Source organism: Caulobacter sp. GW821-FHT10A06 (assembly GCF_059415805.1).
In genome coordinates this window covers 697,626-723,135 of sequence record NZ_JBWKNY010000001.1, presented here as the reverse complement: position 1 = coordinate 723,135, position 25,510 = coordinate 697,626, and the positions used below count along the sequence as shown (strand labels likewise).

At 66.5% G+C, this 25,510-nt stretch carries 22 protein-coding genes and 3 tRNA genes; 9 read left to right on the top strand and 16 right to left on the bottom strand.

Annotated features, from left to right (window positions below; genetic code table 11):
• The first annotated feature begins 149 nt into the window (after positions 1 to 149).
• Together AC07NF_RS03145 and AC07NF_RS03140 are read left to right on the top strand one after the other, a co-directional pair.
• A tRNA-Asp gene (locus AC07NF_RS03145) sits at positions 150 to 226 on the top strand.
• Positions 227 to 310: 84 nt separating this feature from the next.
• Positions 311 to 1,303: an LLM class flavin-dependent oxidoreductase gene (locus AC07NF_RS03140; RefSeq protein ID WP_494631087.1), complete on the top strand. Its 993-nt coding sequence runs from the start codon at positions 311 to 313 to the stop codon at positions 1,301 to 1,303.
• Here AC07NF_RS03140 and AC07NF_RS03135 read toward each other — a convergent pair.
• From AC07NF_RS03135 to clpX, 7 genes are all read right to left on the bottom strand, one after another.
• Complete coding sequence (locus AC07NF_RS03135) at positions 1,300 to 2,511, bottom strand: glycosyltransferase family 4 protein (protein ID WP_494631092.1); 1,212 nt, start codon at positions 2,509 to 2,511, stop codon at positions 1,300 to 1,302. The two genes, AC07NF_RS03140 and AC07NF_RS03135, sit on opposite strands and share 4 nt — an antisense overlap.
• A gap of 65 nt (positions 2,512 to 2,576) precedes the next feature.
• Positions 2,577 to 2,780 carry a type II toxin-antitoxin system antitoxin gene (locus AC07NF_RS03130; RefSeq protein ID WP_492810949.1) on the bottom strand — a complete coding sequence of 68 codons (204 nt, stop codon included), beginning with the start codon at positions 2,778 to 2,780 and terminating at the stop codon, positions 2,577 to 2,579.
• A 1-nt stretch (position 2,781) separates the two neighbouring features.
• Positions 2,782 to 3,654: an SPFH domain-containing protein gene (locus tag AC07NF_RS03125; protein WP_492810950.1), complete on the bottom strand. Its 873-nt coding sequence runs from the start codon at positions 3,652 to 3,654 to the stop codon at positions 2,782 to 2,784.
• A 127-nt stretch (positions 3,655 to 3,781) separates the two neighbouring features.
• Positions 3,782 to 3,856: transfer RNA gene (locus AC07NF_RS03120), tRNA-Val, on the bottom strand.
• A 113-nt stretch (positions 3,857 to 3,969) separates the two neighbouring features.
• On the bottom strand, positions 3,970 to 4,248 hold the full coding sequence (locus AC07NF_RS03115) for an HU family DNA-binding protein (protein WP_013079364.1): 279 nt from the start codon (positions 4,246 to 4,248) through the stop codon (positions 3,970 to 3,972).
• Positions 4,249 to 4,391: 143 nt separating this feature from the next.
• Positions 4,392 to 6,791, bottom strand: coding sequence for an endopeptidase La (gene lon, locus AC07NF_RS03110; RefSeq protein ID WP_494631096.1), 2,400 nt, complete (start codon positions 6,789 to 6,791; stop codon positions 4,392 to 4,394).
• Between the two features lie 400 nt (positions 6,792 to 7,191).
• On the bottom strand, positions 7,192 to 8,454 hold the full coding sequence (gene clpX / locus AC07NF_RS03105; RefSeq protein WP_354072648.1) for an ATP-dependent Clp protease ATP-binding subunit ClpX: 1,263 nt from the start codon (positions 8,452 to 8,454) through the stop codon (positions 7,192 to 7,194).
• 337 nt (positions 8,455 to 8,791) lie between these two features.
• On the opposite strand from clpX, the gene AC07NF_RS03100 reads away from it, so the two are divergent.
• Entirely contained in the window at positions 8,792 to 9,463 is a 672-nt protein-coding gene (locus AC07NF_RS03100) for an HAD-IB family hydrolase (RefSeq protein ID WP_494631100.1), read from the top strand.
• A gap of 85 nt (positions 9,464 to 9,548) precedes the next feature.
• On the opposite strand, the gene AC07NF_RS03095 is transcribed toward AC07NF_RS03100, so the two are convergent.
• From AC07NF_RS03095 to AC07NF_RS03070, 6 genes are all read right to left on the bottom strand, one after another.
• Positions 9,549 to 10,190, bottom strand: a complete 642-nt coding sequence (locus tag AC07NF_RS03095; RefSeq protein WP_454716369.1) for an ATP-dependent Clp protease proteolytic subunit — start codon at positions 10,188 to 10,190, stop codon at positions 9,549 to 9,551.
• Between the two features lie 166 nt (positions 10,191 to 10,356).
• Entirely contained in the window at positions 10,357 to 11,715 is a 1,359-nt protein-coding gene (gene tig, locus AC07NF_RS03090) for a trigger factor (protein ID WP_494631102.1), read from the bottom strand.
• 197 nt (positions 11,716 to 11,912) lie between these two features.
• A tRNA-Leu gene (locus AC07NF_RS03085) sits at positions 11,913 to 11,997 on the bottom strand.
• Positions 11,998 to 12,041: 44 nt separating this feature from the next.
• Positions 12,042 to 13,493: an NAD(P)H-hydrate dehydratase gene (locus tag AC07NF_RS03080; protein ID WP_494631104.1), complete on the bottom strand. Its 1,452-nt coding sequence runs from the start codon at positions 13,491 to 13,493 to the stop codon at positions 12,042 to 12,044.
• Positions 13,494 to 13,503: 10 nt separating this feature from the next.
• Positions 13,504 to 14,073, bottom strand: a complete 570-nt coding sequence (locus AC07NF_RS03075; protein WP_494631106.1) for a histidine phosphatase family protein — start codon at positions 14,071 to 14,073, stop codon at positions 13,504 to 13,506.
• Positions 14,074 to 14,078: 5 nt separating this feature from the next.
• Positions 14,079 to 15,617 (bottom strand): acetyl-CoA acetyltransferase, encoded by a 1,539-nt coding sequence (locus tag AC07NF_RS03070; protein WP_494631108.1) that lies wholly within the window; start codon positions 15,615 to 15,617, stop codon positions 14,079 to 14,081.
• Between the two features lie 247 nt (positions 15,618 to 15,864).
• Here AC07NF_RS03070 and AC07NF_RS03065 point away from each other — a divergent pair, with 247 nt between their 5' ends.
• The 3 genes from AC07NF_RS03065 to AC07NF_RS03055 all read left to right on the top strand — a co-directional run bounded on the left by AC07NF_RS03065 (position 15,865) and on the right by AC07NF_RS03055 (position 20,128).
• Complete coding sequence (locus AC07NF_RS03065; RefSeq protein WP_099577548.1) at positions 15,865 to 16,203, top strand: P-II family nitrogen regulator; 339 nt, start codon at positions 15,865 to 15,867, stop codon at positions 16,201 to 16,203.
• Positions 16,204 to 16,247: 44 nt separating this feature from the next.
• Positions 16,248 to 17,657, top strand: coding sequence for a type I glutamate--ammonia ligase (gene glnA, locus AC07NF_RS03060; RefSeq protein WP_492810960.1), 1,410 nt, complete (start codon positions 16,248 to 16,250; stop codon positions 17,655 to 17,657).
• Positions 17,658 to 17,950: 293 nt separating this feature from the next.
• Positions 17,951 to 20,128 (top strand): TonB-dependent receptor, encoded by a 2,178-nt coding sequence (locus AC07NF_RS03055; protein ID WP_494631111.1) that lies wholly within the window; start codon positions 17,951 to 17,953, stop codon positions 20,126 to 20,128.
• A 61-nt stretch (positions 20,129 to 20,189) separates the two neighbouring features.
• On the opposite strand, the gene AC07NF_RS03050 is transcribed toward AC07NF_RS03055, so the two are convergent.
• Positions 20,190 to 20,573 (bottom strand): putative quinol monooxygenase, encoded by a 384-nt coding sequence (locus AC07NF_RS03050; protein ID WP_494631115.1) that lies wholly within the window; start codon positions 20,571 to 20,573, stop codon positions 20,190 to 20,192.
• Positions 20,570 to 21,451 (bottom strand): LysR family transcriptional regulator, encoded by an 882-nt coding sequence (locus tag AC07NF_RS03045; protein WP_494631118.1) that lies wholly within the window; start codon positions 21,449 to 21,451, stop codon positions 20,570 to 20,572. The genes AC07NF_RS03050 and AC07NF_RS03045 overlap by 4 nt, the downstream gene beginning before the upstream one ends.
• A 74-nt stretch (positions 21,452 to 21,525) precedes the next feature.
• On the opposite strand from AC07NF_RS03045, the gene AC07NF_RS03040 reads away from it, so the two are divergent.
• Positions 21,526 to 22,149 carry a hypothetical protein gene (locus tag AC07NF_RS03040; protein WP_494631122.1) on the top strand — a complete coding sequence of 208 codons (624 nt, stop codon included), beginning with the start codon at positions 21,526 to 21,528 and terminating at the stop codon, positions 22,147 to 22,149.
• On the opposite strand, the gene AC07NF_RS03035 is transcribed toward AC07NF_RS03040, so the two are convergent.
• Positions 22,146 to 22,493 carry a Kazal-type serine protease inhibitor family protein gene (locus AC07NF_RS03035; RefSeq protein ID WP_494631126.1) on the bottom strand — a complete coding sequence of 116 codons (348 nt, stop codon included), beginning with the start codon at positions 22,491 to 22,493 and terminating at the stop codon, positions 22,146 to 22,148. The genes AC07NF_RS03040 and AC07NF_RS03035 overlap by 4 nt on opposite strands.
• 139 nt (positions 22,494 to 22,632) lie before the next feature.
• Between AC07NF_RS03035 and AC07NF_RS03030 the strand changes: the two genes are divergently transcribed.
• Positions 22,633 to 24,096: an amidohydrolase gene (locus tag AC07NF_RS03030; RefSeq protein ID WP_494631129.1), complete on the top strand. Its 1,464-nt coding sequence runs from the start codon at positions 22,633 to 22,635 to the stop codon at positions 24,094 to 24,096.
• On the top strand, positions 24,096 to 25,448 hold the full coding sequence (locus tag AC07NF_RS03025; protein WP_494631131.1) for an amidohydrolase family protein: 1,353 nt from the start codon (positions 24,096 to 24,098) through the stop codon (positions 25,446 to 25,448). Before AC07NF_RS03030 ends, AC07NF_RS03025 begins: the two co-directional genes overlap by 1 nt.
• Positions 25,449 to 25,510: the final 62 nt, after the last annotated feature.

Sequence of the window (25,510 nt, the reverse complement as noted above, 5' to 3'; positions counted from 1 at the left end):
CGGATGTAGCTCAGTTGGTTAGAGCGCCGGCCTGTCACGCCGGAGGTCGCGGGTTCGAGTCCCGTCATTCGCGCCACCCCTTATAAACAGGGGTCGGAAAGCACCCTCCCCTCGGTTTACGGACGACCGTCGCGCTCAGGCGCAACGATGCGGATGTAGCTCAGTTGGTTAGAGCGCCGGCCTGTCACGCCGGAGGTCGCGGGTTCGAGTCCCGTCATTCGCGCCACCGTCCAGTGGTTCTTCTCCCCTTACATCGAGAATGATCTTCGCAACGGCTTGAGTTGCGATTACCGCACGCCATGTAGCGGACATGACCTCAGCTTACCCGCAGTTCTCCGTTCTGGATCTGGCCCCCGTTCCGCAAGGCACGCCCGTCGGCCAGGCGCTCAACAACAGCCTGGACCTGGCCCAGCACGCCGAATCTCTCGGCTTCCACCGCTACTGGCTGGCCGAGCATCACAACATGCCGGGAATCGCGTCAGCCGCGACCGCCGTCGTGATCGGCCACGTGGCCGGCGGGACGAAGACGATTCGGGTCGGATCGGGCGGCGTCATGCTGCCCAATCACGCGCCGCTGATGGTCGCCGAACAGTTCGGCACCCTGGCCGCGCTCTATCCCGGCCGTATCGATCTGGGTTTGGGCCGCGCGCCGGGCACCGACCAGGCCACCATGCGCGCCCTGCGCCGCTATGCCGGCGCTGTTGATTCGTTCGCCCAGGACGTCGTCGAGCTGCAGCACTGGTTCAAGCCGGCCGATCCCGACCAGAACATCCGCGCCGTGCCGGGCGAAGGCCAGGACGTGCCGATCTGGTTGCTTGGCTCGTCGACCTGGGGCGCGCAGCTGGCGGCGGCGCTGGGCCTACCGTTCGCCTTCGCCGCCCACTTCGCGCCCGACTCGCTGCTGGACGCCCTCCTGCTGTATCGCCGGCACTTCAAGCCGTCGGAGGTGTTGGACAAGCCCTACGCCATGGTCTGCATCGGCGTCTGCGCGGCCGATACCGATAAGGAGGCGACTCGCCTGGCGACCTCGACCCAGCAGCAGTTCCTGGCCCTGCGCCGCGGCCGCCCTGGCCTGCTGCCGCCACCGGTAGACGATATCCGCGAGCATGCTTCGGAGGCCGAGCTGGCGGGCCTGGACCACACCTTCCAGTACTCGGCGATCGGTTCGCCCGAGACGGTGAAGCGCAAGATCGACAAGGTGCTGAAGCTGACGGAGGCCGACGAGCTGATGTTCGCCTCGCAAATCTACGATCACGCCGCGCGCAAGCACAGCTACGAGATCCTAACGTCGCTCAAAGCCTAGTGGTCGCGCAGCGGGACCTGGCCGCCGAACGCCTGGCGGCCGGTCAGCCCGCCATAGATGCCGCATAGCTGGCGGAACACCGCGTCCCAGCCGTGCCGCTCGACCGCGCGCCGGCGAGCGGCCGCGCCGATGGCCGCGATATCACGCGCGAACAGGGCCTCGATCGCCTCGGCGAATGCGGCGGGCTCGGAGGCCACGGCCAGCTGACCGACCTCTTCATCCACAGATTCGGCCACCCCACCGGCGGCGACGCCCACGACGGGCAGACCGCAGGCCATCGCCTCCAGCACGATCAGGCCGAACGGCTCGTTGTCATTGGCGTGGACGAAGGCGTCGCAGCTGGCCAGTACGCCGGCCAAGGTGGCGGGATCGCGCACATAGTCCAGGCACAGGGCGCGGTCGCTGACCGGCGCGCCGCCGCCGGCCCCGACGAACAGCAGCTTGTAGGGCGCCCCGAGTCGCTCGACCGCGCTGACCAGCACTTCCAGTTTCTTCTCACGCGCCGGACGGCCGGCGAAGACCAGCAGACGCTCGTCCGGCGCGACGCCCAGGCGGCGGCGCAAAGCGTCCCGATCGCCACGCGCGGGGTGGAACAGCTCGGTGTCGACGCCCAGCGGCAGGCCGATGGCGTTGTGCACGCCCGCCTCGATCAGGCGGCCGGCGATGAAGCGGCTGGGAGCCACGGCCTGGTCGAACTGACGATAGATCGCCGCCCAGCGCTTCTGGACGGGCTTTTCGGCCCACTCGCCGATGTGCAGCGCGGCCAGCTTGCCGAGATCGGTATGGCAGAAGCCGACGACAGGGATGCCCAGGGCGTCCCCTGCCCTCAGCGCCGCCAGGCCCGGCGTATAGGGATCGCCGGCCTCGATGATGTCAGGCCGCTGACGGATCAGGCGGTCCATCCAGGCGGCCTTGACCATCGGCCAGCGATAGCCCGCGCCGAACGGCAACGGCGCGGCATAGATCGAGACCCGCCCCTGGCCATCATAGGAATCACGCGCACCCGGCACGACCAGCGTATGGCGGACGTCCTGACGATTGGCGGCCAGCCAGGCGCGCTTGGACGCCAGGTAACGACGCACGCCGCCGCTGCGCGGGGCGTAGAGCATGGTGGTGTCGACAAGACGAACCGGGCCGTCAGTCGGCGGAGCGATTTCAGATTGGAAACCACGCAGGCCGGCGGGCCGAGTCAATGTCGTGTCCGTCACGCCGATTCCTCATCGCTACTCCAGGCCCCCCATTCGGCCCTGGAACGATAAAGCTTTTGCGACACTCACAGTTCCTCGCCGTTCCCGGACGATTTTGGAGTGACGCCGCGACGCTTGAGGGCCTCGCGCAGCAATACCTCTACCTGAGCATTCACGCTGCGCAACTCCGCATCGGCCAGCTTTTCGACGGCGGCCAACACCTCGGGACGGACGCGCATCAGAAACGCGCGCCGTCCGCCTTTTGCTCCCTTTTCCGGATCCTCGGCCACGTCAGCCGTACAGCGTGCCGGTGTTGACCACGGGCTGGGCCTCGCGATCGGCGCACAGCACGACCAACAGGTTCGAGACCATCGAGGCGCGACGCTCGTCGTCCAGAGTGACGACGCCCCGCTCGCTGAGCTGGCTCAGGGCGCTTTCGACCATGTCCACGGCGCCGGCCACGATCGTGCGGCGGGCGGCCAGCACGGCCTCGGCCTGCTGACGCTTCAACATCGAGCCGGCGATCTCGGGGGCATAGGCCAGGTGCATCAGGTGCGCCTCGTCGATGGCGACGCCGGCGACGTTGCAGCGCTGCTGCAGGTCCTTCTGCAGGCGGTCACCGACCTCCTCGGCATGGGCGCGCAGGGTCGGCTCGCCCTCCTCCGCGTGATCGTAGGCGTAGTGCGAGGCGACCTCGCGCAGGCCGGTCTCGATCTGGATGTTCACGAAGGCGACGTAGTCATCGACGTCGAACAGGGCCTGGGCCGAGTCCTTGACCCGCCAGACGATGTTGGCGGCGATCTCGATCGGGTTGCCGCGCTTGTCGTTGACCTTCAGCGTCTCGCTGGTGACGTTGCGCACCCGCAGGCTGATCTTCTTGCGACCATACCAGAACAGGATCCAGCGCAGGCCGGTCTTACGGTCGGTGCCGACATAGGATCCGAACAGGGTGATCGCGTAGGCCTCGTTCGGCTGCAGCGAATAGAAGCCCGCCGACACCAGCAGAAACAGCAGGACCAGGGCGACGCCGATGACCGGCAGCTCCTGCGAGAAGGCGAAGATCCCTCCGCCCAGCAGGAACGGCAGCGCCAACAGCGGCAGGCCGCCGCCCATGCCGCCATGGGGACGCTCGGTAGTGGGATTGATGGTGCGGGTCTCGGTCATGGCGCTCCTCCAGCGGTGCGATCAAAGTGATATCACTTCGATCAGTGTTACGCAGGTTAAAACGGCGTCATGTGGCGGCACCCCGCGCTGGCTCGCGCGAGGTTGGATCGGACTTGTGCTGGAAGGATGGTGGGCAGTGAGGGGATCGAACCCCCGACCCTCTCGGTGTAAACGAGACGCTCTACCGCTGAGCTAACTGCCCCACTTGGGTGGGCGCTTCTAGCCGCACCCGTGCGCCGCGCAAAGCGCAAAACGAAAAGGCGGAACGTCAGCCCCCCCAGGATGACGCTCCGCCTCTCTTAAGCGGAAACTGGTTTAGCCGTTTAGCGAGGACTTCAAGCCTTCGCCGACCTGGAAGCGCGCGGTCTTCGAAGCGGGACGATTGACGGTCTCACCGGTGCGCGGGTTGCGGGCGGTGCCTGCGGCGCGGGTCACGGCCTTGAAGGTGCCGAAACCGACCAGGCGAACGTCCTGACCCGATTTCAACGAGTCGGTGACGGCGTCGATGAAAGCTTCCAGCGCGTCCTTGGCCTGGTTCTTGTTGATGCCCGCCTTCTCGGCGATCGCCGTAACGAGTTCGGCTTTTGTGGTCATGTTTTTCTCCCAGCCTGAGCGGCGCCGCTTATTCCTTACGGCGCTTGGCTCAGCGGGGGATTATGGCGGCAGAAAATGCCCCGTCAAACGCGAGCGGCGCGGGAAACTCCCGCGCCGCCTAAGTTATCAACGATTAGTTGCGTTTAGTGGGTCAGAACGGCGTCCCCATCAGGGTCGTCCTTCTTCGCACCCGCAGCAATCGGCTCATCAGCCTCGTTCCATTCGACCGGGGTCAAAGGGCCGGTGAGGCCGTGCTTGAGCACCTCGTCCATGGTCGAGACCGGGATGATTTCCAGACCGTCCTTGACGCTCTGGGGCACATCCGCGAGGTCCTTCTCGTTCTCCTGCGGGATCAGCACGGTCTTCACGCCGGAGCGCAGAGCCGCCAGCAGCTTCTCCTTCAGGCCGCCGATGGCGGTGACCCGGCCACGCAGGGTGATCTCGCCGGTCATGGCGATATCCTTGCGGATCGGGATGCCGGTCAGCACCGAGACGATGGCCAGACCCATGGCCGCGCCGGCGGACGGACCGTCCTTGGGCGTGGCGCCGTCCGGCACGTGGATGTGGACGTCGGTCTTCTCGAACACCGGTGGCTTGATGCCGAACTGCACCGACCGCGAGCGGACGTAGCTGTTGGCCGCCGAGATCGACTCCTTCATCACTTCCTTGAGGTTGCCGGTGATCGACATGCGACCCTTGCCCGGCATCTTCACGGCTTCGATGGTCAGGATGTCGCCGCCAAATTCCGTCCAGGCCAGACCGGTGACAATGCCGACCTGGTCGACTTCGTCGGTCTCGCCGTAGCGGTACTTCTGGACGCCCGCGTACTTGGCCAGGCGCTCATCGTCGATGGTGATCGTGGTCAGCTTTTCGCGTGCCAGGTCACGCACCGTCTTGCGCGCCAGGGCGCCCAGTTCCCGCTCCAGCGACCGCACGCCGGCTTCCCGGGTGTAGTAGCGGATCAGGTCGCGGATCGCCTTGTCCGGAACGATGAACTCGGCCGACTTCAGGCCGTGGTCCTTGCTCAGCTTCGGCAAGATGTGGCGCTTGGCGATCTCCAGCTTCTCATCCTCGGTGTAGCCGGGGATGCGGATGATCTCCATGCGGTCCAGCAGCGGCTGGGGCATGTTCAGGCTGTTGGCCGTCGTGACGAACATCACCTGCGACAGGTCGTAGTCGACCTCCAGATAGTGGTCGCCAAAAGTCGAGTTCTGCGACGGATCCAGCACTTCCAGCAGCGCCGAGGCGGGGTCGCCGCGGTAGTCGCTGCCCATCTTGTCGATCTCGTCCAGCAGGACGAAGGCGTTCGTGGTCTTGGCCTTCTTCATCGACTGGACGACCTTGCCGGGCATCGAGCCGATGTAGGTGCGGCGGTGACCGCGGATCTCGGCTTCGTCACGCACGCCGCCCAGCGACATACGCACGAACTCGCGACCGGTCGCCTTGGCCAGCGACTTGCCCAGCGAGGTCTTGCCGACGCCGGGAGGGCCGACCAGGCACAGGATCGGGCCCTTCAGCGAGTTGGTCCGGGCCTGGACGGCCAGGTACTCCAGGATCCGCTCCTTGACCTTGTCCAGGCCGTAGTGGTCCTCGTCGAGGATGCCTTCGGCTTCCGGCAGGTCGATCTTCTTGGTCTTGGCCTTGCCCCACGGGATCGACAGCAGCCAGTCCAGATAGTTGCGGACAACGGTGCTCTCGGCCGACATCGGGCTCATGTTGCGCAGCTTCTTCAGCTCGCTCTCGGCCTTGGTGCGGGCTTCCTTGGAAAGCTTGGTCTTCTTGATGCGCTTTTCGAGATCGATCAGCTCGTCGCGCGAGTCATCCGGGTCGCCCAGCTCGCGCTGGATCGCCTTCATCTGTTCGTTCAGATAGTACTCGCGCTGGGTCTTCTCCATCTGGCGCTTCACGCGCGAGCGGATCTTCTTCTCGACCTGCAGGACGGAGATCTCGCCCTCCATCAGGGCGAAGACCTTCTCCAGGCGCTTCACGACGTCGAAGATTTCCAGCAGGTGCTGCTTGTCGCCGATCTTCACCGACAGGTGGGCGGCAATGCTGTCGGCCAGCTTGCCCGGTTCGGCGATCTGCGGGATCGACGCCAGGGCCTCCGGCGGCACCTTCTTGTTCAGCTTCACATAGTTTTCGAATTGCTCGACGACCGCGCGCGACAGGGCCTCGGCCTCGGGGCCGGCGCCTTCGTCTTCGCTGACTTCGCCGATCTGGGCCTCGTAGAAGGACTCCTGGTCGGTGAACTTCACGACGGCCGCGCGGCCCTTGCCCTCGACCAGCACCTTCACGGTGCCGTCGGGCAGCTTCAGCAGCTGCAGGACGGTGGCCAGAACGCCGACGTCGAAGATGTCGCCCGGCGCCGGATCATCATCCGCCGAGTTCTTCTGGGTGACGAGCAGGATCTGCTTGTCGCCGCGCATCACTTCCTCGAGGGCGCGTACGGATTTATCGCGGCCCACGAAAAGCGGCACGACCATGTGCGGGAACACAACGATATCCCGCAGCGGCAAGACAGGAAGCGTACGTAGTTCGGACATGTGCTCAATACTCCCGGCCTTCAGCGCCCCTAGACGCCTTGGCCCTGCGGGCCGCCGTAACATCAGACGATGCGCCTGAGTCGAACGACCCGTCCGCCCGTGACTGGGCGAATGGTCGTTATTTATGTGGACGTTTTACAACAGGGTTCAAGCGTACTCGCCTCACAGCGGCGACAGGTCGCGCGTGACCGGCAAAGCTGAAGTGAATATGCCCCGGCTGGCGCCATAGCGGGCAAGTTCGCCTAAACACTGTCGGGAAAAGGACTTTCGCTCGCTCAAGCTGCCCGTGGCGCCGAAGCCTCACCGGTCGTCCAACAGGTTTACGACACCGGTTTATCCACGAAAAAGGCGCGCCTCCCTGTGGAAGACGCGCCCTGATTTTCGCGACGAAGCTTGGCGCTTAGGCCGAAGCCGCCCCGCCCTTCTTCTCGGCGTAGATCAGCAGCGGCTGAGCGCGGCCTTCGACGACCTCGGCATTGACCACCACTTCCTCGACGCCCTCGTAGTTGGGCAGCTCGAACATGGTCTCCAGCAGGATGCCTTCCATGATGGAACGCAGGCCGCGGGCGCCGGTCTTGCGGGCGATGGCCTTTTTGGCGACCTGGTGCAGGGCGTCCTCGGTGAAGGTCAGGCCGATGTTCTCCATCTCGAACAGGCGCTGGTACTGCTTGACGAAGGCGTTCTTCGGCTCGGTCAGGATCTTGACCAGGGCGGTCTCGTCGAGATCCTCCAAGGTCGCGACCACCGGCAGACGGCCGATGAATTCCGGGATCAGGCCGAAGCGCTGCAGGTCGTCGGGCTCGACGTTCCGCAGGATCTCGCCCGTGCGGCGCTCTTCCGGATCGGTCACTTTCGCGCCGAAGCCGATCGACTTGGCCGCGCCGCGCGCCGAGATGATCTTCTCGAGGCCGGCGAAGGCGCCACCGCAGATGAACAGGATGTTCGTCGTGTCGACCTGCAGGAATTCCTGCTGCGGATGCTTGCGCCCGCCTTGCGGCGGCACGGAGGCGACGGTGCCTTCCATGATCTTCAGCAGGGCCTGCTGCACGCCTTCACCCGACACGTCACGGGTGATCGACGGGTTGTCGGACTTGCGGCTGATCTTGTCGATTTCGTCGATGTAGACGATGCCGCGTTGGGCGCGCTCGACGTTGTAGTCGGCGGCTTGCAGCAGCTTCAGCACGATGTTCTCGACGTCTTCGCCGACGTAACCGGCTTCGGTCAGCGTCGTGGCGTCGGCCATCGTGAACGGCACGTCGATGATTCGGGCCAGCGTCTGAGCCAGCAGCGTCTTACCCGTACCGGTCGGACCGACCAGCAGGATGTTCGACTTCGCCAGTTCGACGTCGTTGTTCTTCGAAGCGTGGTTCAGGCGCTTGTAGTGGTTGTGGACCGCAACCGCGAGGACCTTCTTGGCGTGACCTTGGCCGATCACGTAATCGTCCAGCACCTCGCAGATCTCGCGCGGCGTCGGGACGCCGTCCTTGGACTTCACGAAAGCGATCTTGTGCTCTTCGCGAATGATATCCATGCAGAGCTCGACGCATTCATCACAAATGAACACCGTCGGTCCCGCGATGAGCTTGCGCACCTCATGTTGGCTCTTTCCGCAGAAAGAACAGTAGAGAGTGCTCTTGGTGTCGCCGCTCGCGGCTTTCGTCATGATCGCTTCTCACACTATGGCGACTTACGGCTTACGCCGGTGACGCCCCTCCGAGCACACACACCGCCACCGAAGCAGGCAGGATATACGCCGGGAGTTGTCTAATCCTTGACAATCCCCGATCCGGGCTCGGTTCACAAGCCTTGCCGGCGCCTTTCCGCCCTCAAACGCCTGAACCTGCTGGATCGTGTCATGACCTCGTCATCTAATTTGGGCGATTGGCGCGCCGACGCAAGCGCCGAGCGACTAAGCCCTTACCGCCGCCCCAGGAACCCCTTATTACGAGAACCGGAATCGTAAGGGTCGAGCGCGGCAAGCGCGCTCTTTGGGAAGGTCTATGGCGAAGCGTTCGTTGATGTCGATGGGTTTGAGCGCGTCGCGTCCGATGACCGGCGATCTGGGCGATGAGCCCGCGCTCGTGGCCTTCGATTTCGACGGCACCCTGACCGTCAAGGACAGCTTCAACGCCTTCCTGAAGTGGCGCGCCGGCCGCAAGTGGACGCGCGGCGTCATCCGCCTGACCCCGTCGCTGATCGGCTACGTGTTCGACAGGAACCGCGCGAAACTCAAGGCCGCCGCGGTTCGCGAGTTCATGAAGGGCGCGACCGTTGAGCAGATCGAGAACGACGCGCGGGCCTTCGCCCAGGCCTTCGCCCCGTCCCTGCTGCGCCCCGACGCCCTGGCCGTCTGGCGCTCGTGGCGGGCCAAGGGGGCCAAGATGGTGATTGTCACCGCCTCGCCCGAAATCACCGTCGCGCCCTTCGCCCGGGGCCTGGGCGCCGACATGCTGATCGGCACGCGCCTGATGACCAACGAGGACGGCCGCATCCTGGGCGGCCTCGACGGGAACAACTGCCGGGCCAAGGAAAAGGTGCAGCGCCTGCGCGAGGTCTTCGGCCCCGACGTGCACCTGACGGCGGCCTACGGCGACACCTCGGGCGACACCGAGATGCTGGCGATCGCCGACGAGAAGGGCTACCGCGTCTTCCGAGGCCGGCCCGCGACCTGAGCGAATTTGCCGCAGGGTTCCGAGTAAAGAAAAAGCCGCCGATCCTGAGATCGGCGGCTTTCTTGTTCTTGCGAAGCTTAGCGCCTTATTCGGCGCCCGCCTCGGCCGCGTCGCGGCTGTCGTAGACGTGGTCGACCAGGCCCCAGGCCTTGGCTTCGTCAGCGCTCATGAAGTGGTCGCGGTCGAGGGTCTTTTCGACTTCCTCATAGGTGCGGCCGGTGTGCTTGACGTAGATCTCGTTCAGGCGACGCTTGGTCTTGATGATGTCCTCGGCGTGGCGCTCAATGTCCGAGGCTTGGCCGCGGAAGCCGCCCGAGGGCTGGTGCACCATGATGCGGGCGTTCGGCAGCGCGATGCGCTGGCCCGGCGCGCCGGCCTGCAGCAGCAGCGAACCCATCGAGGCGGCCATGCCCATGCACACCGTCGAGACCGGGCTCTTGATGTATTGCATGGTGTCGTAGATAGCGAGGCCCGACGTCACCACGCCGCCCGGCGAGTTGATGTACATGGCGATCTCTTTCTTGGGGTTCTCGGACTCCAGGAACAGCAGCTGGGCGCAGATCAGGCTGGCCATGCCGTCCTCGACCGGACCGGTCAGGAAGATGATCCGCTCCTTCAGCAGGCGCGAGAAGATGTCGAAGGCGCGCTCGCCGCGGCTGGTCTGCTCGACCACCATCGGAACCAGGTTCATCGCCGTCGCCATCGGATCGTACATCATAGGGATCACCCTCTTTGTGTGTCTGGGCGGCGAAAACGAATCAGCTCTCGCGCGCCGTCGCTCTCGCATATCGCGTGGCGCTTAACAGGTTGCAAGGAGCCGGCGGTTTCGTGGCGAAACGAAAAAGGCGCGGCCCTTGCGAGCCGCGCCTCATTTCTTTCGACTTCAGCGAGCCTTAGCCGCCGTAGCCTTCCGGCAGGTCGTCCTCTTCCAGGAGTTCGTCCTTGGAGACTTCCTTTTCCTCGATCTTGGCCTTGCCGAAGATCAGGTCGACGACCTTGTCTTCGTAGATCGGGGCGCGCAGGGCGGCCTGCAGGTCGGCGCGCTGGCGGTACATGTCGAACACTTGCTGGGCCTGAGCGCCGTACTGGCGGGCTTCGCGCATGATCGCGTCGGTCAGTTCCTGGTCGGTGACGACGACGTCGTTCTTACGACCGATTTCGGCGAGGACCAGACCCAGGCGCACGCGGCGCTCGGCGATCTTCTTGTACTCGTCCTTCAGGGTGTCTTCCGACTTCTCGGCGTCTTCCGGCGGCAGGCCGCCACGGGCCTTGTCGGCCTCGACCTGTTGCCAGATGCCGGCGAACTCGGCGTCGACCATGCGCGGCGGCAGGGCGAAGTCGTGCTTGGTGTCCAGGACGTCCAGCAGGGCGCGCTTCAGCTTGAAGCGCGAGCTGTTCTCGTAGCGGCTGCCCAGGTTCGACTTCAGCAGCTCGGTCAGGGCGGCCAGGTCCGACAGACCCAGGCGCTTGGCCAGCTCGTCGTCGGCCTTGCCGTCGACCGGCGCGCGGACTTCGGTGACCTTGGTGGCGAACTCGGCGTCCTTACCGGCCAGGTCGGCGGCTTGGTACTCTTCCGGGAACTTCACCTTCACGACGATCTCGTCGCCCGGCTTGGCGCCGACCAGTTGTTCTTCGAAGCCCGGGATGAATTGGCCCGAACCCAGGACCAGCTCAGCGCCTTCGGCCTTACCGCCGGCGAATTCGACGCCGTCGATGGTGCCGACGAAGTCGATCAGCAGTTGGTCGCCGTCCTTGGCCTTCAGGCTCTTGCCCGTACGCGGCTCATAGGTGCGAGCCTGCTTGGCCAGCTCGGCCAGGGCTTCTTCGACTTCTTCGTCGCCGACCTTGTAGACCGGCTTGACCAGCTCGATCGACGCCGGGTCGATCGGTTCGAATTCCGGCATCACTTCGACGGCCAGATCGAAGACCAAGTCTTCGCCGCCGTTGAGGACCTTGTCCATGTCCGAGGTCGGGTTCAGCTCGGGCTGACCGGCCGGACGCAGCTTGTTCTCTTCCAGGACCTTCGAGGTCGTCTCGTTCAGAGCCTGCTCGATGACTTCGCCCATCAGGCCCTTGCCGTACAGGCGGCGAACGTGGGCCGTCGGCACCTTGCCGGGGCGGAAGCCCTTCACGTTCATCTGCGGCGCGACTTCGGCGATGCGCGCTTCCAGGCGCGTGGCCAGTTCACTTGCGGGCACCGTGACGCCAAAAACGCGGCTGAGGCCTTCGCCCGACTTTTCAACGATCTGCATCGACATTCTTTAATTCTCGGGTCCGAGGCGCCGAGCGCCCGAGCTCCGCCCTGGGGTCCAAAAGATCGACGCCGCCCGCGAGGCCGGGGCGGCGAAAGAGCGCCCTTATGTCACGACGTGCGCGAGCATCCAAGAGCGTCATAAGTAAAACTCGTGACAGCCGGCCCAGTCTTTTGAGCAGGCCGTCACGAGGCGTCTGGTGCGGATGAGAGGACTCGAACCTCCACGCCTCTCGGCGCTAGAACCTAAATCTAGTGCGTCTACCAATTTCGCCACATCCGCGTGCGAGGGGGATTACGGACTTAAACCCCGCCGCGCAAGTCCGCTCAGCGCCCGGCGTACAGCTGGGCCAGCACGGCGGGCGCCATGCCCGGCAGGTCTTCGGCGATCAGGCCCGGTCCATGAGCAGCGCCGCACTCGGCGTGGATCCAGGCCCCGGCGCAGGCGGCCTCGAAGCTCTCCATGCCCTGGGCGATCAGCCCGCCGATGAAGCCGGCCAGCACGTCGCCCGAGCCGGCGGTGGCCAGCCAGGGCGTACCGTTCAGCGACACGGCCGCCCGGCCGTCCGGCGCGGCGACCACGGTGTCGGGGCCTTTCAGCAGCACGACGGCCCCTGCCCGCCTGGCCGCCTCGCGAGTCGCGGCGATCCGCTCGGGCGACCGGGCCAGCAGGCCCGGGAAGATTCGCTCGAACTCACCCGGATGCGGGGTCAGGACGTCGTCGCGGTCGAGGCAGGCGAACAGAGTCTCGACGTCATGCCGGAAACTGGTCAGCGCGTCGGCGTCGACGACCAGGGCCGCGCCGGTCTGGGCCAGGGCCTGCAGGTTCAGCGCGGTCGCCTCCCCCACCCCGGCGGCCGGGCCGATGATCACCGCGTCGGCCTCCTCGGCGGCGACGGCCAGGTCAGCCTCGGCCCCGAACGGCGCCAGCATGATCGCCTCCAGGTGGGCGGCGTTGACCGCCAGAGCGCCCGGCGGCGACAGCAAGGTCACCGCGCCGGCCCCGATCCGCAGACCGCCCCGCGCCGCCAGCCGCGCCGCGCCCGTGCTCCACATCTCGCCACTGACCACCTTCAGGCGGCCGCGCGTGTGCTTGTGCGCGTCCAGCGCCGGCCAGGGAAAGCGCTTGCCCCAGAGGTCGGGATCGTTCTCGAACAGGTCCGCACCCTCGCCGGGCCACAGGCCGATGTCGGCGACGACGATCTCACCGCAGGCCTTACGGCCCTCGGCCAGCACATGGGCGCGCTTGCGGCGGTGGAAGGTGACGGTCAGGTCGGCGCGGAAGGCGACGTCGCCCAGCGGCCGGCCGGTGTCGCCGTGCAGGCCCGACGGCGTGTCGACCGCGACCAGGGTCAGGGATGGCTCGGCGGCGAGACGCGCCAGCTTGGCGACGTCGCCCTCCAGGGGCCGCGACAGACCGGCCCCGAACAACGCATCTATATAGAGCGTACCGGCCGACAGCTCGGTCGACAGCGGCCGGACCTCGCCCTTCCAGCGCGAGGCGGCCCAGCGGCAGGCGTCGGAGGACGGCGGATAGGCGCCCTCGACCACGACCTGCCAGCCGCGCTTGCGCAGGTGGCGGGCAGCGACATAGCCGTCACCGCCGTTGTCGCCGGGACCACACCAGATCACCACGGGACGATGGGCGTAGCGCTCCCGGATGGCCTGGGCCACGGCCTCGCCGGCTCGCTCCATCAGCACCGGCGTCGGCGTGCCGCGCTCGACGGCGGCGCGATCGGCCGCGGCCATCTGGGCGACCGTCAGAATCTCTCGCGCCACGCCTACTCCTTCAAAGCACCTGACTCTGAGCTTCGCGCCCTTTCTCGGCCAGGATCAAGCGGTCGCGGTCGATCTCGAACACCGTGCGCGAGCAGTGGTCGGGCCGGAAGGCCATGACCTCGCCCTGCCCCGTCGCCACGCCGACCGCCGCGTTCAGGGCGACGAAGTGACTGAACACCGCCGCGCCGGCGTGCTCGCGCAGGGCCGCCGCGACGCTTTGCGTCCAGGCGACATAGTCCAGGTCGCCCTGGATCTCATCCCAGCGTCCGCCGAACGCCTGGCGCAGCCAGGCCGGCCGCTCCTCATGGCTCAAGGCCGCCGGGGTGGGGATCTCGCCGACGCGCGGATCGATGACGATGTCCACGCCCAAAGCGTCGGCCAGCGGCTCGGCCGTCTCGCGGCAGCGGCGCAGCGGCGAGGACACCACCCGCGTCGGTCGCTGATCCTTGGGCAAGGCCAGGACCTCCTTGGCGATCGCCAGGGCCTGCAACAGGCCCGTGCCGTCCAGGCCCGGATCCTCGTCGTCTCCGCCCCAGGTCGCAGCGGGTTTCCCGTGACGGATGACATGCACTCTATTCATGGCGCTCAATCCGGGACGAAGAGGTTGCGGACGCCATCCGGATGCGGCCCGACCACGCCGGTGCGCCCGACGCCCTCACGGCTTTCCAGGTCGCGCAGCACCTCTGGGTCGTCCGGTGTCTGGGCCACGAAGCGGCGGCCCTCGGCGTCGCGGCCGATGACGATGCCCATCCGCACGCCCTCGCGACCGTGGACGACGGTGTAGGTCTCGATCGTCGCCGGCCCCTCGGGTTTCTCGACGATCTCAGGATGCGGCAAGGCGTCGATCTTGGCCTGAAGCACCGAAGGCGCCTCCCGCTCCCATTTCCCCTCGAAGGGCTTGGTCGAATAGATGCCGACCGACTGCTTGGTCAGGAACCAGCCGTTGGCGGTCGACAAACCCCAGGCGCCGGGCCGCTCACGCAGTTTGCCCACCATCTCGGCGATGGCGTGCAGGGCGTAGTTGTTCCCGGGGCCGCCGAAATACGGCAGGCCGCCGGTGACGGTCAGGCCGCGCGGGTCGTCCAGCGAGAGGCCGATCTCCTCGGCCCCGATCCGCACCGCCGAGGGGAAGCAGGAATAGAGGTCGATGACGTCCAGGTCCTCGACGCCGATCCCCGCCATCTCCAGCGCGCGTTCGCCGGTCAGGCGCATGGCGGGGCTGGAGTGGTAGTCCTGGCGTTCCAGAGGATACCAAAGGTCCGAGGCGTCGGCGCAGCCGTGCAGGAAGACCCACCTCTCCTCGGGCACGCCCAGCTCCCGCGCCTTGCCGACGCTGGCGATCAGGACGGCGGCGGACTGGTCCACCTCCATGATGGCGTTCAGGTACTTCGGGTACGGATAGCCGACCATCCGATTGCGGTCGGTCACCGTAACCAACTCCTCGGCCGACCGCTCGACCGGGAACCAAGCGTGAGGATTGGCGGCGGCGACTTGGGTGAAGGGCGCGAAGAACTCGCCCAGCTGCTTCTGGTGATCCGCCAGCGACCGCCCGTCCCGCGCCCGCAGCGCGTTCTCGAACAAGGGATAGGTGTTCACCGGATAGCCCAGGCCGTGCGCGCCCTCCTGCCGGGTGACGCCCGGACGCGGGTCGCCAATGCGCCGGGGCGTGCTGGTGATGTCGTCGCCCCAGCCCTCGAAGCCCAGGCCGCCCTTCATCCGCTTCATCAGCGAGCCCAGGAACTCCGCGCCCGTCACCAGGGCCAGTTGCGACTCGCCCTTGGCGATCCGCTCACAGACGACATTCACCGCCTGCTGGGGGCTGTTGCCGCCCGTCTCGGTGTAGACGCTCCATGCTGGCGAGGCTCCGACCGCGTGCGCCAGCGAGGCCGGCGGATCCGCCAAGCGTGGCAAAGGCAGCTTCGACAGCCCTCCAGGCGCGTCGATACTGAACGCAACGACCGCCAAAGCGTCGAGATCAGCAAGAACCGACCCTGCCAGCCCGGCGTCGAGCGAGGCTCTTTCCGCCGCAGTTTTCAGCAATTCCAGCGGAGATGGTGAATTTCCGGCCTCACCGCGATACGTGAATTGGCCCGCCCCGATCAAAACCGGCGTGTCGTCGCGCATTTCCACCCCCGTTCAAACGCTCGTTCGGCGCGATCGTAGGCGCCAAACGGCGCATCGCAAGCCGATTTGGCCGCCAATCCGAAAATGCGCATTTCAACGGCGCCAGGCGCCTAAAATTGCATCACATGCCTATGAGACAACCGAACGGTCATAAATGTCGGCGGCGCTCGCTTGCGACGCTCCGGCGGTCGTGATGGTTGCCCGCTCAGTGAAGGCGGCCTGCCGCCGACGGGACCGAGTGGAACCGATGAAGAAGATCGAAGCCGTCATCAAGCCGTTCAAGCTGGATGAGGTGAAGGAGGCCCTGCAAGACATGGGCGTCCAGGGCATGACCGTGCTCGAAGCCAAGGGCTATGGCCGTCAGAAGGGCCATACGGAACTCTATCGCGGCGCCGAGTACGTCGTGGACTTCCTCCCCAAGATCAAGGTGGAGGTGGTCGTCGAGGACAGCCAGCTGGAACCCGCGCTGGAAGCCATCACCCGCGCCGCCCGCACGGGCCGCATCGGCGACGGCAAGATTTTCGTCTCGGAGATCGCGGAGGTCATCCGCATCCGAACCGGAGAAAGCGGCCCGGCCGCCGTTTAGGCCGGATCGTCAAACACTTAGAGACTCTACAAAGGGGATACGGAATGAGCACCGCCAAGGATATCCTGAACCTGATCAAGGAAAAGGACGTCAAGTACGTCGACGTCCGCTTCACCGACGTGCGCGGCAAGCTGCAACACGTCACGTTCGACATCGACCTGGTCGACGATGACTTCCTGAACGACGGCACCATGTTCGACGGCTCGTCGATCGCCGGCTGGAAGGCCATCAACGAGTCGGACATGAAGCTGCGTCCGGACCTGTCGAGCGCGATCATCGATCCGTTCTATCAGCAGACCACGCTGGCGCTGTTCTGCGACGTCGTGAACCCCGACGACGGCACCCCCTACAACCGCGACCCGCGCTCGATCGCCAAGGCCGCGCTGAACTACGTCAAGTCGGCGGGCGTGGGCGACACCGTCTACTTCGGCCCGGAAGCCGAGTTCTTCATCTTCGACGACGTGCGTTGGTCGACCTCGCCGAACAACACCGGCTACTCGTACGACTCGAGCGAACTGCCGAGCAACTCGGGCAAGGAATATCCGGAAGGCAACATGGGCCACCGCCCGGGCCCGAAGGGCGGCTACTTCCCGGTGAACCCGGTCGACAGCTGCCAGGACCTGCGCGGCGAAATGCTGGCCGTCATGGGCGAGCTGGGCATGAAGCCGGAAAAGCACCACCACGAGGTGGCCCCGGCCCAGCACGAACTCGGTCTGAAGTTCGACACCATGGTCGTCATGGCCGACCGGATGCAGCTCTACAAGTACGTCATCCACAACGTCGCCGCGGCCTACGGCAAGACGGCCACCTTCATGGCCAAGCCGATGTTCGCCGACAACGGCTCGGGCATGCACGTGCACCAATCGATCTGGCAGGACGGCAAGCCGCTGTTCGCCGGTGACAAGTACGCCGGCCTGTCGCAGGACTGCCTGTATTACATCGGCGGCATCATCAAGCACGCCAAGGCCATCAACGCGTTCTCGAACTCGACGACGAACTCGTACAAGCGCCTGGTGCCCGGCTACGAAGCCCCGGTGAAGCTGGCCTACAGCTCGCGTAACCGCTCGGCCTCGATCCGCATCCCGCACGTCGACTCGCCGAAGGCCAAGCGTCTGGAAGCCCGCTTCCCCGACCCGATGGGCAACCCCTATCTGACCTTCGTCGCCCTGCTGATGGCCGGCCTGGACGGCATCATCAACAAGATCGACCCGGGCGCTCCGGCCGACAAGAACCTGTACGACCTGCCGCCCCGCGAGCAGAAGAAGATCCCGGAAGTCTGCGGCTCGCTGCGCGAAGCCCTGGAAAGCCTGGACAAGGACCGCGCCTTCCTGAAGGCCGGCGGCGTCATGGATGACGACTTCATCGACAGCTACATCGAGCTGAAGATGGAAGAGGTGATGCGTCTGCAACTGCACCCGCACCCGGTCGAGTTCGACATGTACTACAAGTGCTAATCGCGTAAGCGCTTAGACAGACGAAGGGCCGGAGAGCGATCTCCGGCCCTTTTTCGTGGCGCCGCAAGGTCAGCGCCGCCTCGCAAGTAGAACGACTTATTACTTACTAGGCGCCGCTTGAACAAAATTGTCGCAACTTCGCAACAGAACCGACGTAATCGGCTCTAAACAGCCGTTTTCGAGCAAGACGAGATATCCCGACCGCTGCTGTTTCGCCTATCGCAGCGCAATAGAAGCGCCGTTAACGCCCCAGTGAGAGTCGGCGGGCGGCGTGCTCATCACAGGATGTCTCCATGCACCCCACCCGCTCCTTCCGCCGCGCCCTCACGGTGTCGTGCGGCCTGACCGCTCTCGTCGCCTCGCTGGCCGCCGGTTCGGCCGCCATGGCCCAGGACACCAAGGTCGGTGAAATCATCATCACCGCCCAGAAGCGCAGCGAAAACCTGCAGGACGTGCCGGTTTCGGTCGCCGCCATCGGTGGTGAGCGCCTGCAGTCGGCCTTCGCCGCCGGCGATGACATCCTGACCCTGTCGGGCAAGGCGCCTGGCCTGTACGCCGAGTCCTCGAACGGCCGCGTCGCCCCGCGCTTCTACATCCGCGGCCTGGGCAACGCCGACTTCGACCTGGCCGCCTCGCAGCCGGTGTCGATCATCCAGGACGACGTCGTCCTCGAGAACGTCGTCCTGAAGAGCTCGCCGCTCTATGACCTCGACCACGTCGAAGTCCTGCGCGGCCCGCAAGGCACGCTGTTCGGCCGCAACACCACGGCCGGCATCGTCAAGTTCGACACCATCAAGCCGACCGACGAGACCAAGGGCCGCGCCACCGCCTCGTACGGCAGCTACAACACGTTCACCTTCGACGGCGGCCTGGGCTGGGCCGTGGTCCCCGGCAAGGTCGCGGCTCGCGCCTCGGTGCTGTTCCAGCGCCGCGACGACTGGATCGACAACACCTTCACCAAGAAGCCGAACACCCTGGGCGGCTTCAATGAGAAGGCGGCTCGCCTGCAGCTGCTGTTCACGCCGACCGACAAGCTGTCGGCCCTGTTCAACGTCCACATGCGCGACCTGGATGGCACCGCCGCCGTGTTCCGCGCCAACGTGCTGACCAAGGGCTCGAACAAGCTCAACAGCAACTACGACCGCGATCAGGTCGCCTACAACAACACCGCCAATAACCCGCAGACCTACAAGGGCGCGGGCGCTTCGGCCAAGATCGAGTACGACTTCGACGGCGCCAAGCTGACCTCGATCACCGCCTATGAGAACACCCACGGCTACAGCCTGGGCGACATCGACGGCGGCAATCCGGGCGGCCCGGGCTTCATCCCGTTCCAGTCGGACACCCAGGACGGCATCAAGAACCTGTTCCAGTGGACTCAGGAAGTCCGCCTGGCCAGCGACACCGACGGCCCGTTGAGCTGGCAGGTCGGCGGCTTCTACTTCGACACCAAGTACGACATCCGCACCGACCCGTTCTTCATGCCGGCCACCACCCTGCGCCAGAAGAACAAGGCCTGGGCCGCGTTCGGTCAAGCCTCGTACAAGGTCAGCGAGCAGCTGACCCTGACGGGCGGCCTGCGCTACACCGACGACGACAAGGACATGAACGTCGTCTCGGGCCCGAACAAGGCTCCGTCGGTCGCCGTGTCGGACTCCAAGGTCACCTGGGACCTGTCGGCCTTCTACAAGATCGACGAGGACGTCAGCGTCTACGCCAAGGTCGCCTCGGGCTTCCGCGGTCCGTCGATCCAGGGTCGTGACATCGCCTTCGGCTCGCCGGCCTCGGCCGCCAAGTCCGAAACGATCATGTCCTACGAGCTGGGCCTGAAGAGCGAGCTGTTCGAGCGTCGCGTCCGTCTGAACGGCGCGGTGTTCACCTACAGCATCGATGATCCGCAGTTCAGCGCCGTCGGCGGTGGTTCGAACTCGAACCGGCTGATCAACGCCAAGAAGGGCGACGCCTACGGCTTCGAACTGGACAGCGAGTTCGTGATCACCCCGAACTTCGTCGTCACGGCCGGCTACAGCTACGCCCACACCAAGATCAAGGACAGCACGCTGGCCGTCGCGCCTTGCGCCGCCTGCACCGTCACCGACAAGCTGACCGCGGCCGGCCTGGCCCTGGTGGACGGCAACCCGTTCCCGAACGCGCCGAAGTACACCTTCGACTTCACGGCCCGCTACTCGGTGCCGGTCGCCACGGGTGAGCTGTTCGCCTTCACCGACTGGAAGCGCCAGGGCTACACGAACCTGTTCCTGTACCAGTCGAAGGAATTCTACACGAAGGGCGACTTCGAAGGCGGCCTGAAGCTGGGCTACGCCAACAAGGAAGGCGGCTGGGAAGTGGCGGGCTTTGCTCGCAACATCACCAACGAAAGCAACATCAAGGGCGCGATCGACTTCAACAACCTGACCGCGTTCGTCAACGAACCCCGCGTGATCGGCGTCTCGATCGACGCGCGCTTCTAAGACCTTCGGGTCCGCAAGACGGGAAAGGCCGCGGAGCAATCCGCGGCCTTTTTCTTGTGCGCTACTTCAGGCCGTGGCCGCTGACCGGGATGGTCTCGAAGTGCTGCGGGAAGCCGGCGATGATCGGCCGGGCCTTGGCGATGGCCGCCTGCACGACCGGCAGCTTCAGCGAGGCGGCGTGGGCGTCCTTGTCGGTCCAGACTTCGGTGATCCACAGGGCGTCGGCGTTGGCCGGGTCCTTGGCGATCACGTAGCTGAGGCAGCCGGGCATGTCGTTCACGCCCTCGCCCAGCATAGCCAGCAGCTCGTCGCGCTTGCCGGGCGCGGCCAGCATCTGTCCGATCAGTCCGTACATGGGCGTCTTCTCCTGGGCGTTGGCTGAGGTCGCGAAGGCGGCGACGGCGAGGCCGCCAGCCAGCAGGTCGCGTCGAACGATCTGGGTCATGGTTCCGCTCCTATCGCCAAGGCGGACCGGATCGTGTCAGCATCGGCCGAGACGAGCGCCGCGCCCAGACCCAGAAGATGCAGGGTGTTGACGCAGACCGGCAAGTCGGGCGGACGGACGACCCGCACCCGTTCCCGCCAGGCTGGGGCCTCAACCAGGTCCAGCGGCGCGATGATCGCCCCGCGCCCGGCGGCGCAGCTCTCCATCGCCTCCTCGATCTCGCCGGTGTGGTCCAGGCGGCGAAGGCTGTCGGGCTGGCGGCCGAACACCGTCTCGAACCAGTGGCCGAAGACGAACTCGTATTCGTCGTAGGTGACGAAGGTGGTGGTCGCCATGGCCTCCAGATCGGCTGGCGCGACGGCGTCTCGGGCCACGGCCAGCACGATCTCCTCCTCCGCCAGCGGCTTGGACTGCACCGGCGCGGCGGTGACCGGTCGGTAGGTGACGGCGAGATCGGCAGCGCCGCTCGACACCGCCGCCAGCACCGTCTCGTGCGCGCCGAAGGTCAGCTCCAGCGGGCGGTCAGCCGGCAGGCTGGCCATCAGACGCGGCGCCAGGCGATAGCGGCCGAACGCCGAGACCGTGGCGATGCGCAGCGGCTTCAGCGCGGGATCTTCCTGGGCTAGCCGCATCCGCGTGCGCTCGACCTCGTCCAGGGCTCGGCCGACGCTCTCGAACAGCGCCTGCCCCGCCGCCGTCAGCCGCAGCGCCCTGCCCGCCCGTTCGAACAGCGGCCGGCCGATCTCGGCCTCGAAGCGCTTGAGGTCGTGGTGGATGGCCGGCGGCGACTTGCCCAGGCGCGGGCTGGCCGCGGCGATGCCGCCCGCCGCCGCCACCGCGTGGAAGACCGCCGCCCGGCGCAGGTCCGCATGCCGCATGATTTCGCAATCCGAAAGAATGACGCTCTTCGTTCGAAATATTCCCGAACGCCGTTCGCCGCTAGGTCTGGCGCATGACCCCGTTGCTCCTGATCGCCCAAGCCGCCTTCCTGTTCGCCTACGACATCGATCGCGGGAAGCAGGACGCTTTCGAAACCGGCTACGCCGCGCATCTCGGCTGGCACGCCGAGCACAAGGATCCGCTGCCCTGGTACGGTTGGTACGTGACCAGCGGCCCCCGCACCGGCCTCTTCATCGACGGGACCTTCGGCATCCCGTTCGAGGCCATGGATCGCCGCGTCGATCCCGCCGGCGACGGCGCGGACATGGAGGCCAGGGTCCTGCCGTTCGCCAAGGCGCGGACCTATTCGGCGCTGGAGCTGTGGCCCGAGGTCAGCACGGCCCGGACGCTGGAGGATCGCAAGCCGACCGCCGTGCTGGACGCCTTCACCGTGACGGTTGCGCCAAAGAACGTTGCGGCCTTCGAGATGGCGCTGAGCCGTGAGCCCAAGAGCCGAGCGGCCTGGTACCGCACGCTCAGCGGCGGCCCGACGGGTTCGTACCTGGCGCTGGTCCCGCGCCAGACCTGGGCCGACCTGGCCGGCCGCCCCGCCCTGCTGGGCAAGGCCGCCGCTCTGGCCGAAACCGTCGAAGTCGAGAGCTGGTCCTACCGGCCCAAGCTCAGCCGCCTCCCCTAGGCCTTGCACTCACCTTCGGAGGCGACGCTGACGCCGGCCCCGCTCGCCTGGCAGGCATTGCCGTAGGTCTTGCCGTCGCAGCCACAGACCGGCTTGTAGATCATCGGACAGACCTGCGGCTTCTTGCGGCAAGTCCCCGCCGCGTCGGCGATCGTGCGGCAGGCGTTGACTTCCATCTGGCAGGTCAGGCCGGCCTGGCACTGGAAGCCGGCGAAGCCGCCGCACATGCCGCCCTCGGACACCGGGGTGCGCGGCGACTGGGCCGGCGGCGTCCCGCCACCCGAGGTCGGCGCGCTGCAGGCGGTCAGCACGATCATGGCGAGACAGGCGAGCAGACGGCGCATGGACGACCTCCGATAGGCGCGCCGCCAAAGCGTGCCGCGCAACAAATTTGCCGTAAATGCGTCCGTCGGACGCTGTTCGACTTGATAGCGCGGTTCTTTTCGTCTGTCCTTCCCGCCTCTTCGAGAGTCGGGGTTTTTCATGATCAGATGGCGTAGCGTGGCGATGGCCACGAGCCTCTTGGCGCTTGGGCTTTCGGCCTGCGCGACGACCGGGACGACCAGTCCCGCCAAGCCCGCGGCCAAACCGGCCGAAAAGGCCGAGGCCAAGCCGCTGCCCAAGGGCCTGGACGGCCAGGCCTCGACCGGCTTCCCGTCGACCTATGTCCCGCTGCCGTCGCGCGCTACGGCCTTCGTCGGCGCCACGATCCTGACCGCCACCGGCCAGCAGATCGAGAACGGCGTCGTCTTCGTCTCGGGCGGCAAGATCTCGTCCGTCGGTGGTCCCGAGACCCCGATCCCGGCCGACATCGCGGTGATCGACGCCAAGGGCAAGTGGATCACCCCCGGCATCATCGACGCCCACAGCCACCTGGGCGTCTATCCCTCGCCCGGCGTCCAGGCCCGCTCGGACGGCAACGAGGCCACCGACCCCAACACCGCCCAGGTCTGGGCCGAGCACTCGGTCTGGCCGCAGGACCCCGGCTTCAACCGAGCCCGCGCCGGCGGCGTCACCACGCTGCAAATCCTCCCCGGCTCGGCCAACCTGTTCGGCGGTCGCTCGGTCACGCTGAAGAACGTCCCGGCCCTCACCATGCAGGGCATGAAGTTCCCCGACGCGCCCTACGGCCTGAAGATGGCCTGCGGCGAGAACCCCAAGCGTGTCTACGGCGGCAAGGGCCGCTCGCCCTCCACGGCGATGGGCAATGTCTTCGGCTATCGCAAGGCCTGGATCGATGCGACCGACTACGCCCGCAAGTGGGATGACTATCGCGCCAAGCAGCAGAAGGGCGAGAAGGCCGACGCGCCGAAACGCGACCTGCAGATGGAGACCCTGGCCGGCGTCCTGAAGGGCGACATCCTGGTCCAGAACCATTGCTACCGCGCCGACGAGGAAGCGGTGATGATCGATATCGCCAAGGAGTTCGGCTACAAGATCACGATGTTCCACCACGCGGTGGAGAGCTACAAGATCGCGCCTCTGCTGGCGAAAGAAGGCATCTGCTCGGCGACCTGGGCGTCGTGGACCGGCTTCAAGATGGAGAGCCTGGACGGCATCGACGCCAACGCCGCCATCCTGTGGAAGAACGGCGCCTGCGTCGTCATCCACTCCGACGACCCGATCATGACCCAGCGGCTGAACCAGGAAGCCGCCATCGCCATGACCGCCGGCAACAAGCTGGGCTACGGCATCACCCGCGCCGAGGCGATCAAGTGGATCACCGCCAATCCGGCCAAGGCCATGGGCATCGGCGACAAGACCGGCTCGATCGAGCCCGGCAAGGCCGCCGACCTGGTGGTCTGGAGCCGCGACCCGTTCAGCGTCTACGCCCAGGCCGAGAAGGTCTTCATCGACGGCGCGCTGATCTATGACCGCCAGGACAAGCGCTTCCAGCCCAAGTCCGATTTCGAGCTCGGCCAGCCCGGCCAGGGAGCGTTCAACTGATGATCCGGTCACTGCTTCTGGCCAGCGCCGCCTGCGCTCTGGCCCTTCCCGCCGCGGCCGAAACGGTCGCCATCGTCAACGCCCGCATCGAGCCGGTCTCCTCCGCCGCAATCCCGAACGGGACCCTTGTAATCAAGGACGGCAAGATCGCCGCCGTCGGCGCCAGCGTGGCCGTTCCGGCCGGCGCCAAGGTGATCGACGCCAAGGGCGGGGTCGTCACCCCCGGCCTGGTCGCGCCGTCCTCGAACCTGGGCGCCTCTGAAGTCAGCGGCGTCCGCGAGACCCGCGACGACGGCACCGGCAGCGCGCTGAGCGCCGCCTTCGACATCAGCTACGGCGTCAACCCGGCCTCGCCGATGCTGGGCCTGGCCCGCGACGGCGGCGTCACCAGCTCGGCCGTCGTGCCGGTGCTGTCGGGAACCGGCGGCGGCGCTCACGAGCATGCCGACGACGGCGTGGTCGAGGAGATGACCGCCGGGGCCAGCGGCGACGGCGACCCGCCGCTGTTCGGCGGCCAGGCGGCGTTCATCCGCCTGAAGGCCGGGGCCAGCGACATCGTCGAGGCCTCCAAGCTGGCCGTCACCGTCTCGCTGGGCGAGAGCGGGGCCCGAGCCGCCGGCGGCTCGCGCGGCGCGGACCTCGTGCTGATCCGCTCGGCCCTGGAGGACGCCCGCGCCTTCGCCAGCCGTCGCGCGGCCTTCGAGCAGGGCGCGACCCGCGACTTCGGCCTGTCGCGCCTGGATCTCGCGGCCCTGATCCCGGTCGTGCAAGGCAAGATCCCGCTCTTGATCCGCGTCTCCCGCGCCGCCGACATCCGCCAGGCCCTGAAGCTGGCGGCCGAGGAGAAGATCCGCATCGTCCTCGAAGGCGTCGAGGAAGGCTGGATGGTCGCCCCCGAGATCGCCAAGGCGGGCGTGCCGGTCATCGTCGATCCCCAGGCCGACCTGCCCGACAGCTTCGAGGCCCTGGGCTCGCGCCTCGACAACGCCGCCCGCCTGAACGCCGCCGGAGTCACCGTCGCCATCAACGGCTCGCGGGACTTCAACAATCTGCGCCAGGAACGCCTGAACGCCGGCCTCGCGGTGGCCAACGGCCTGCCCTATGCGGCTGGCCTGGCCTCCGTGACCCTGACCCCGGCCAGGATCTGGGGCCAGGACGGCAAAATCGGTTCGCTGGACGTGGGCAAGGTCGCCGACGTCGTGGTCTGGAACGGCGATCCGCTGGAGACGACCAGCTGGCCGCTGAACGTCTTCGTCGGCGGCGTCGAGCAGCCCAAGGACAGCCGCCAGACCCAGCTGCGAGACCGCTACGCGGCCTCCGACCAGAGCGGTTACCCGCCGGCTTACCGCTAGAAGACCCGGATCCGCCCCCAGTTCGCTGGGGGCGGATTTCTCTTTTCAGGGGAAGCGCGTGA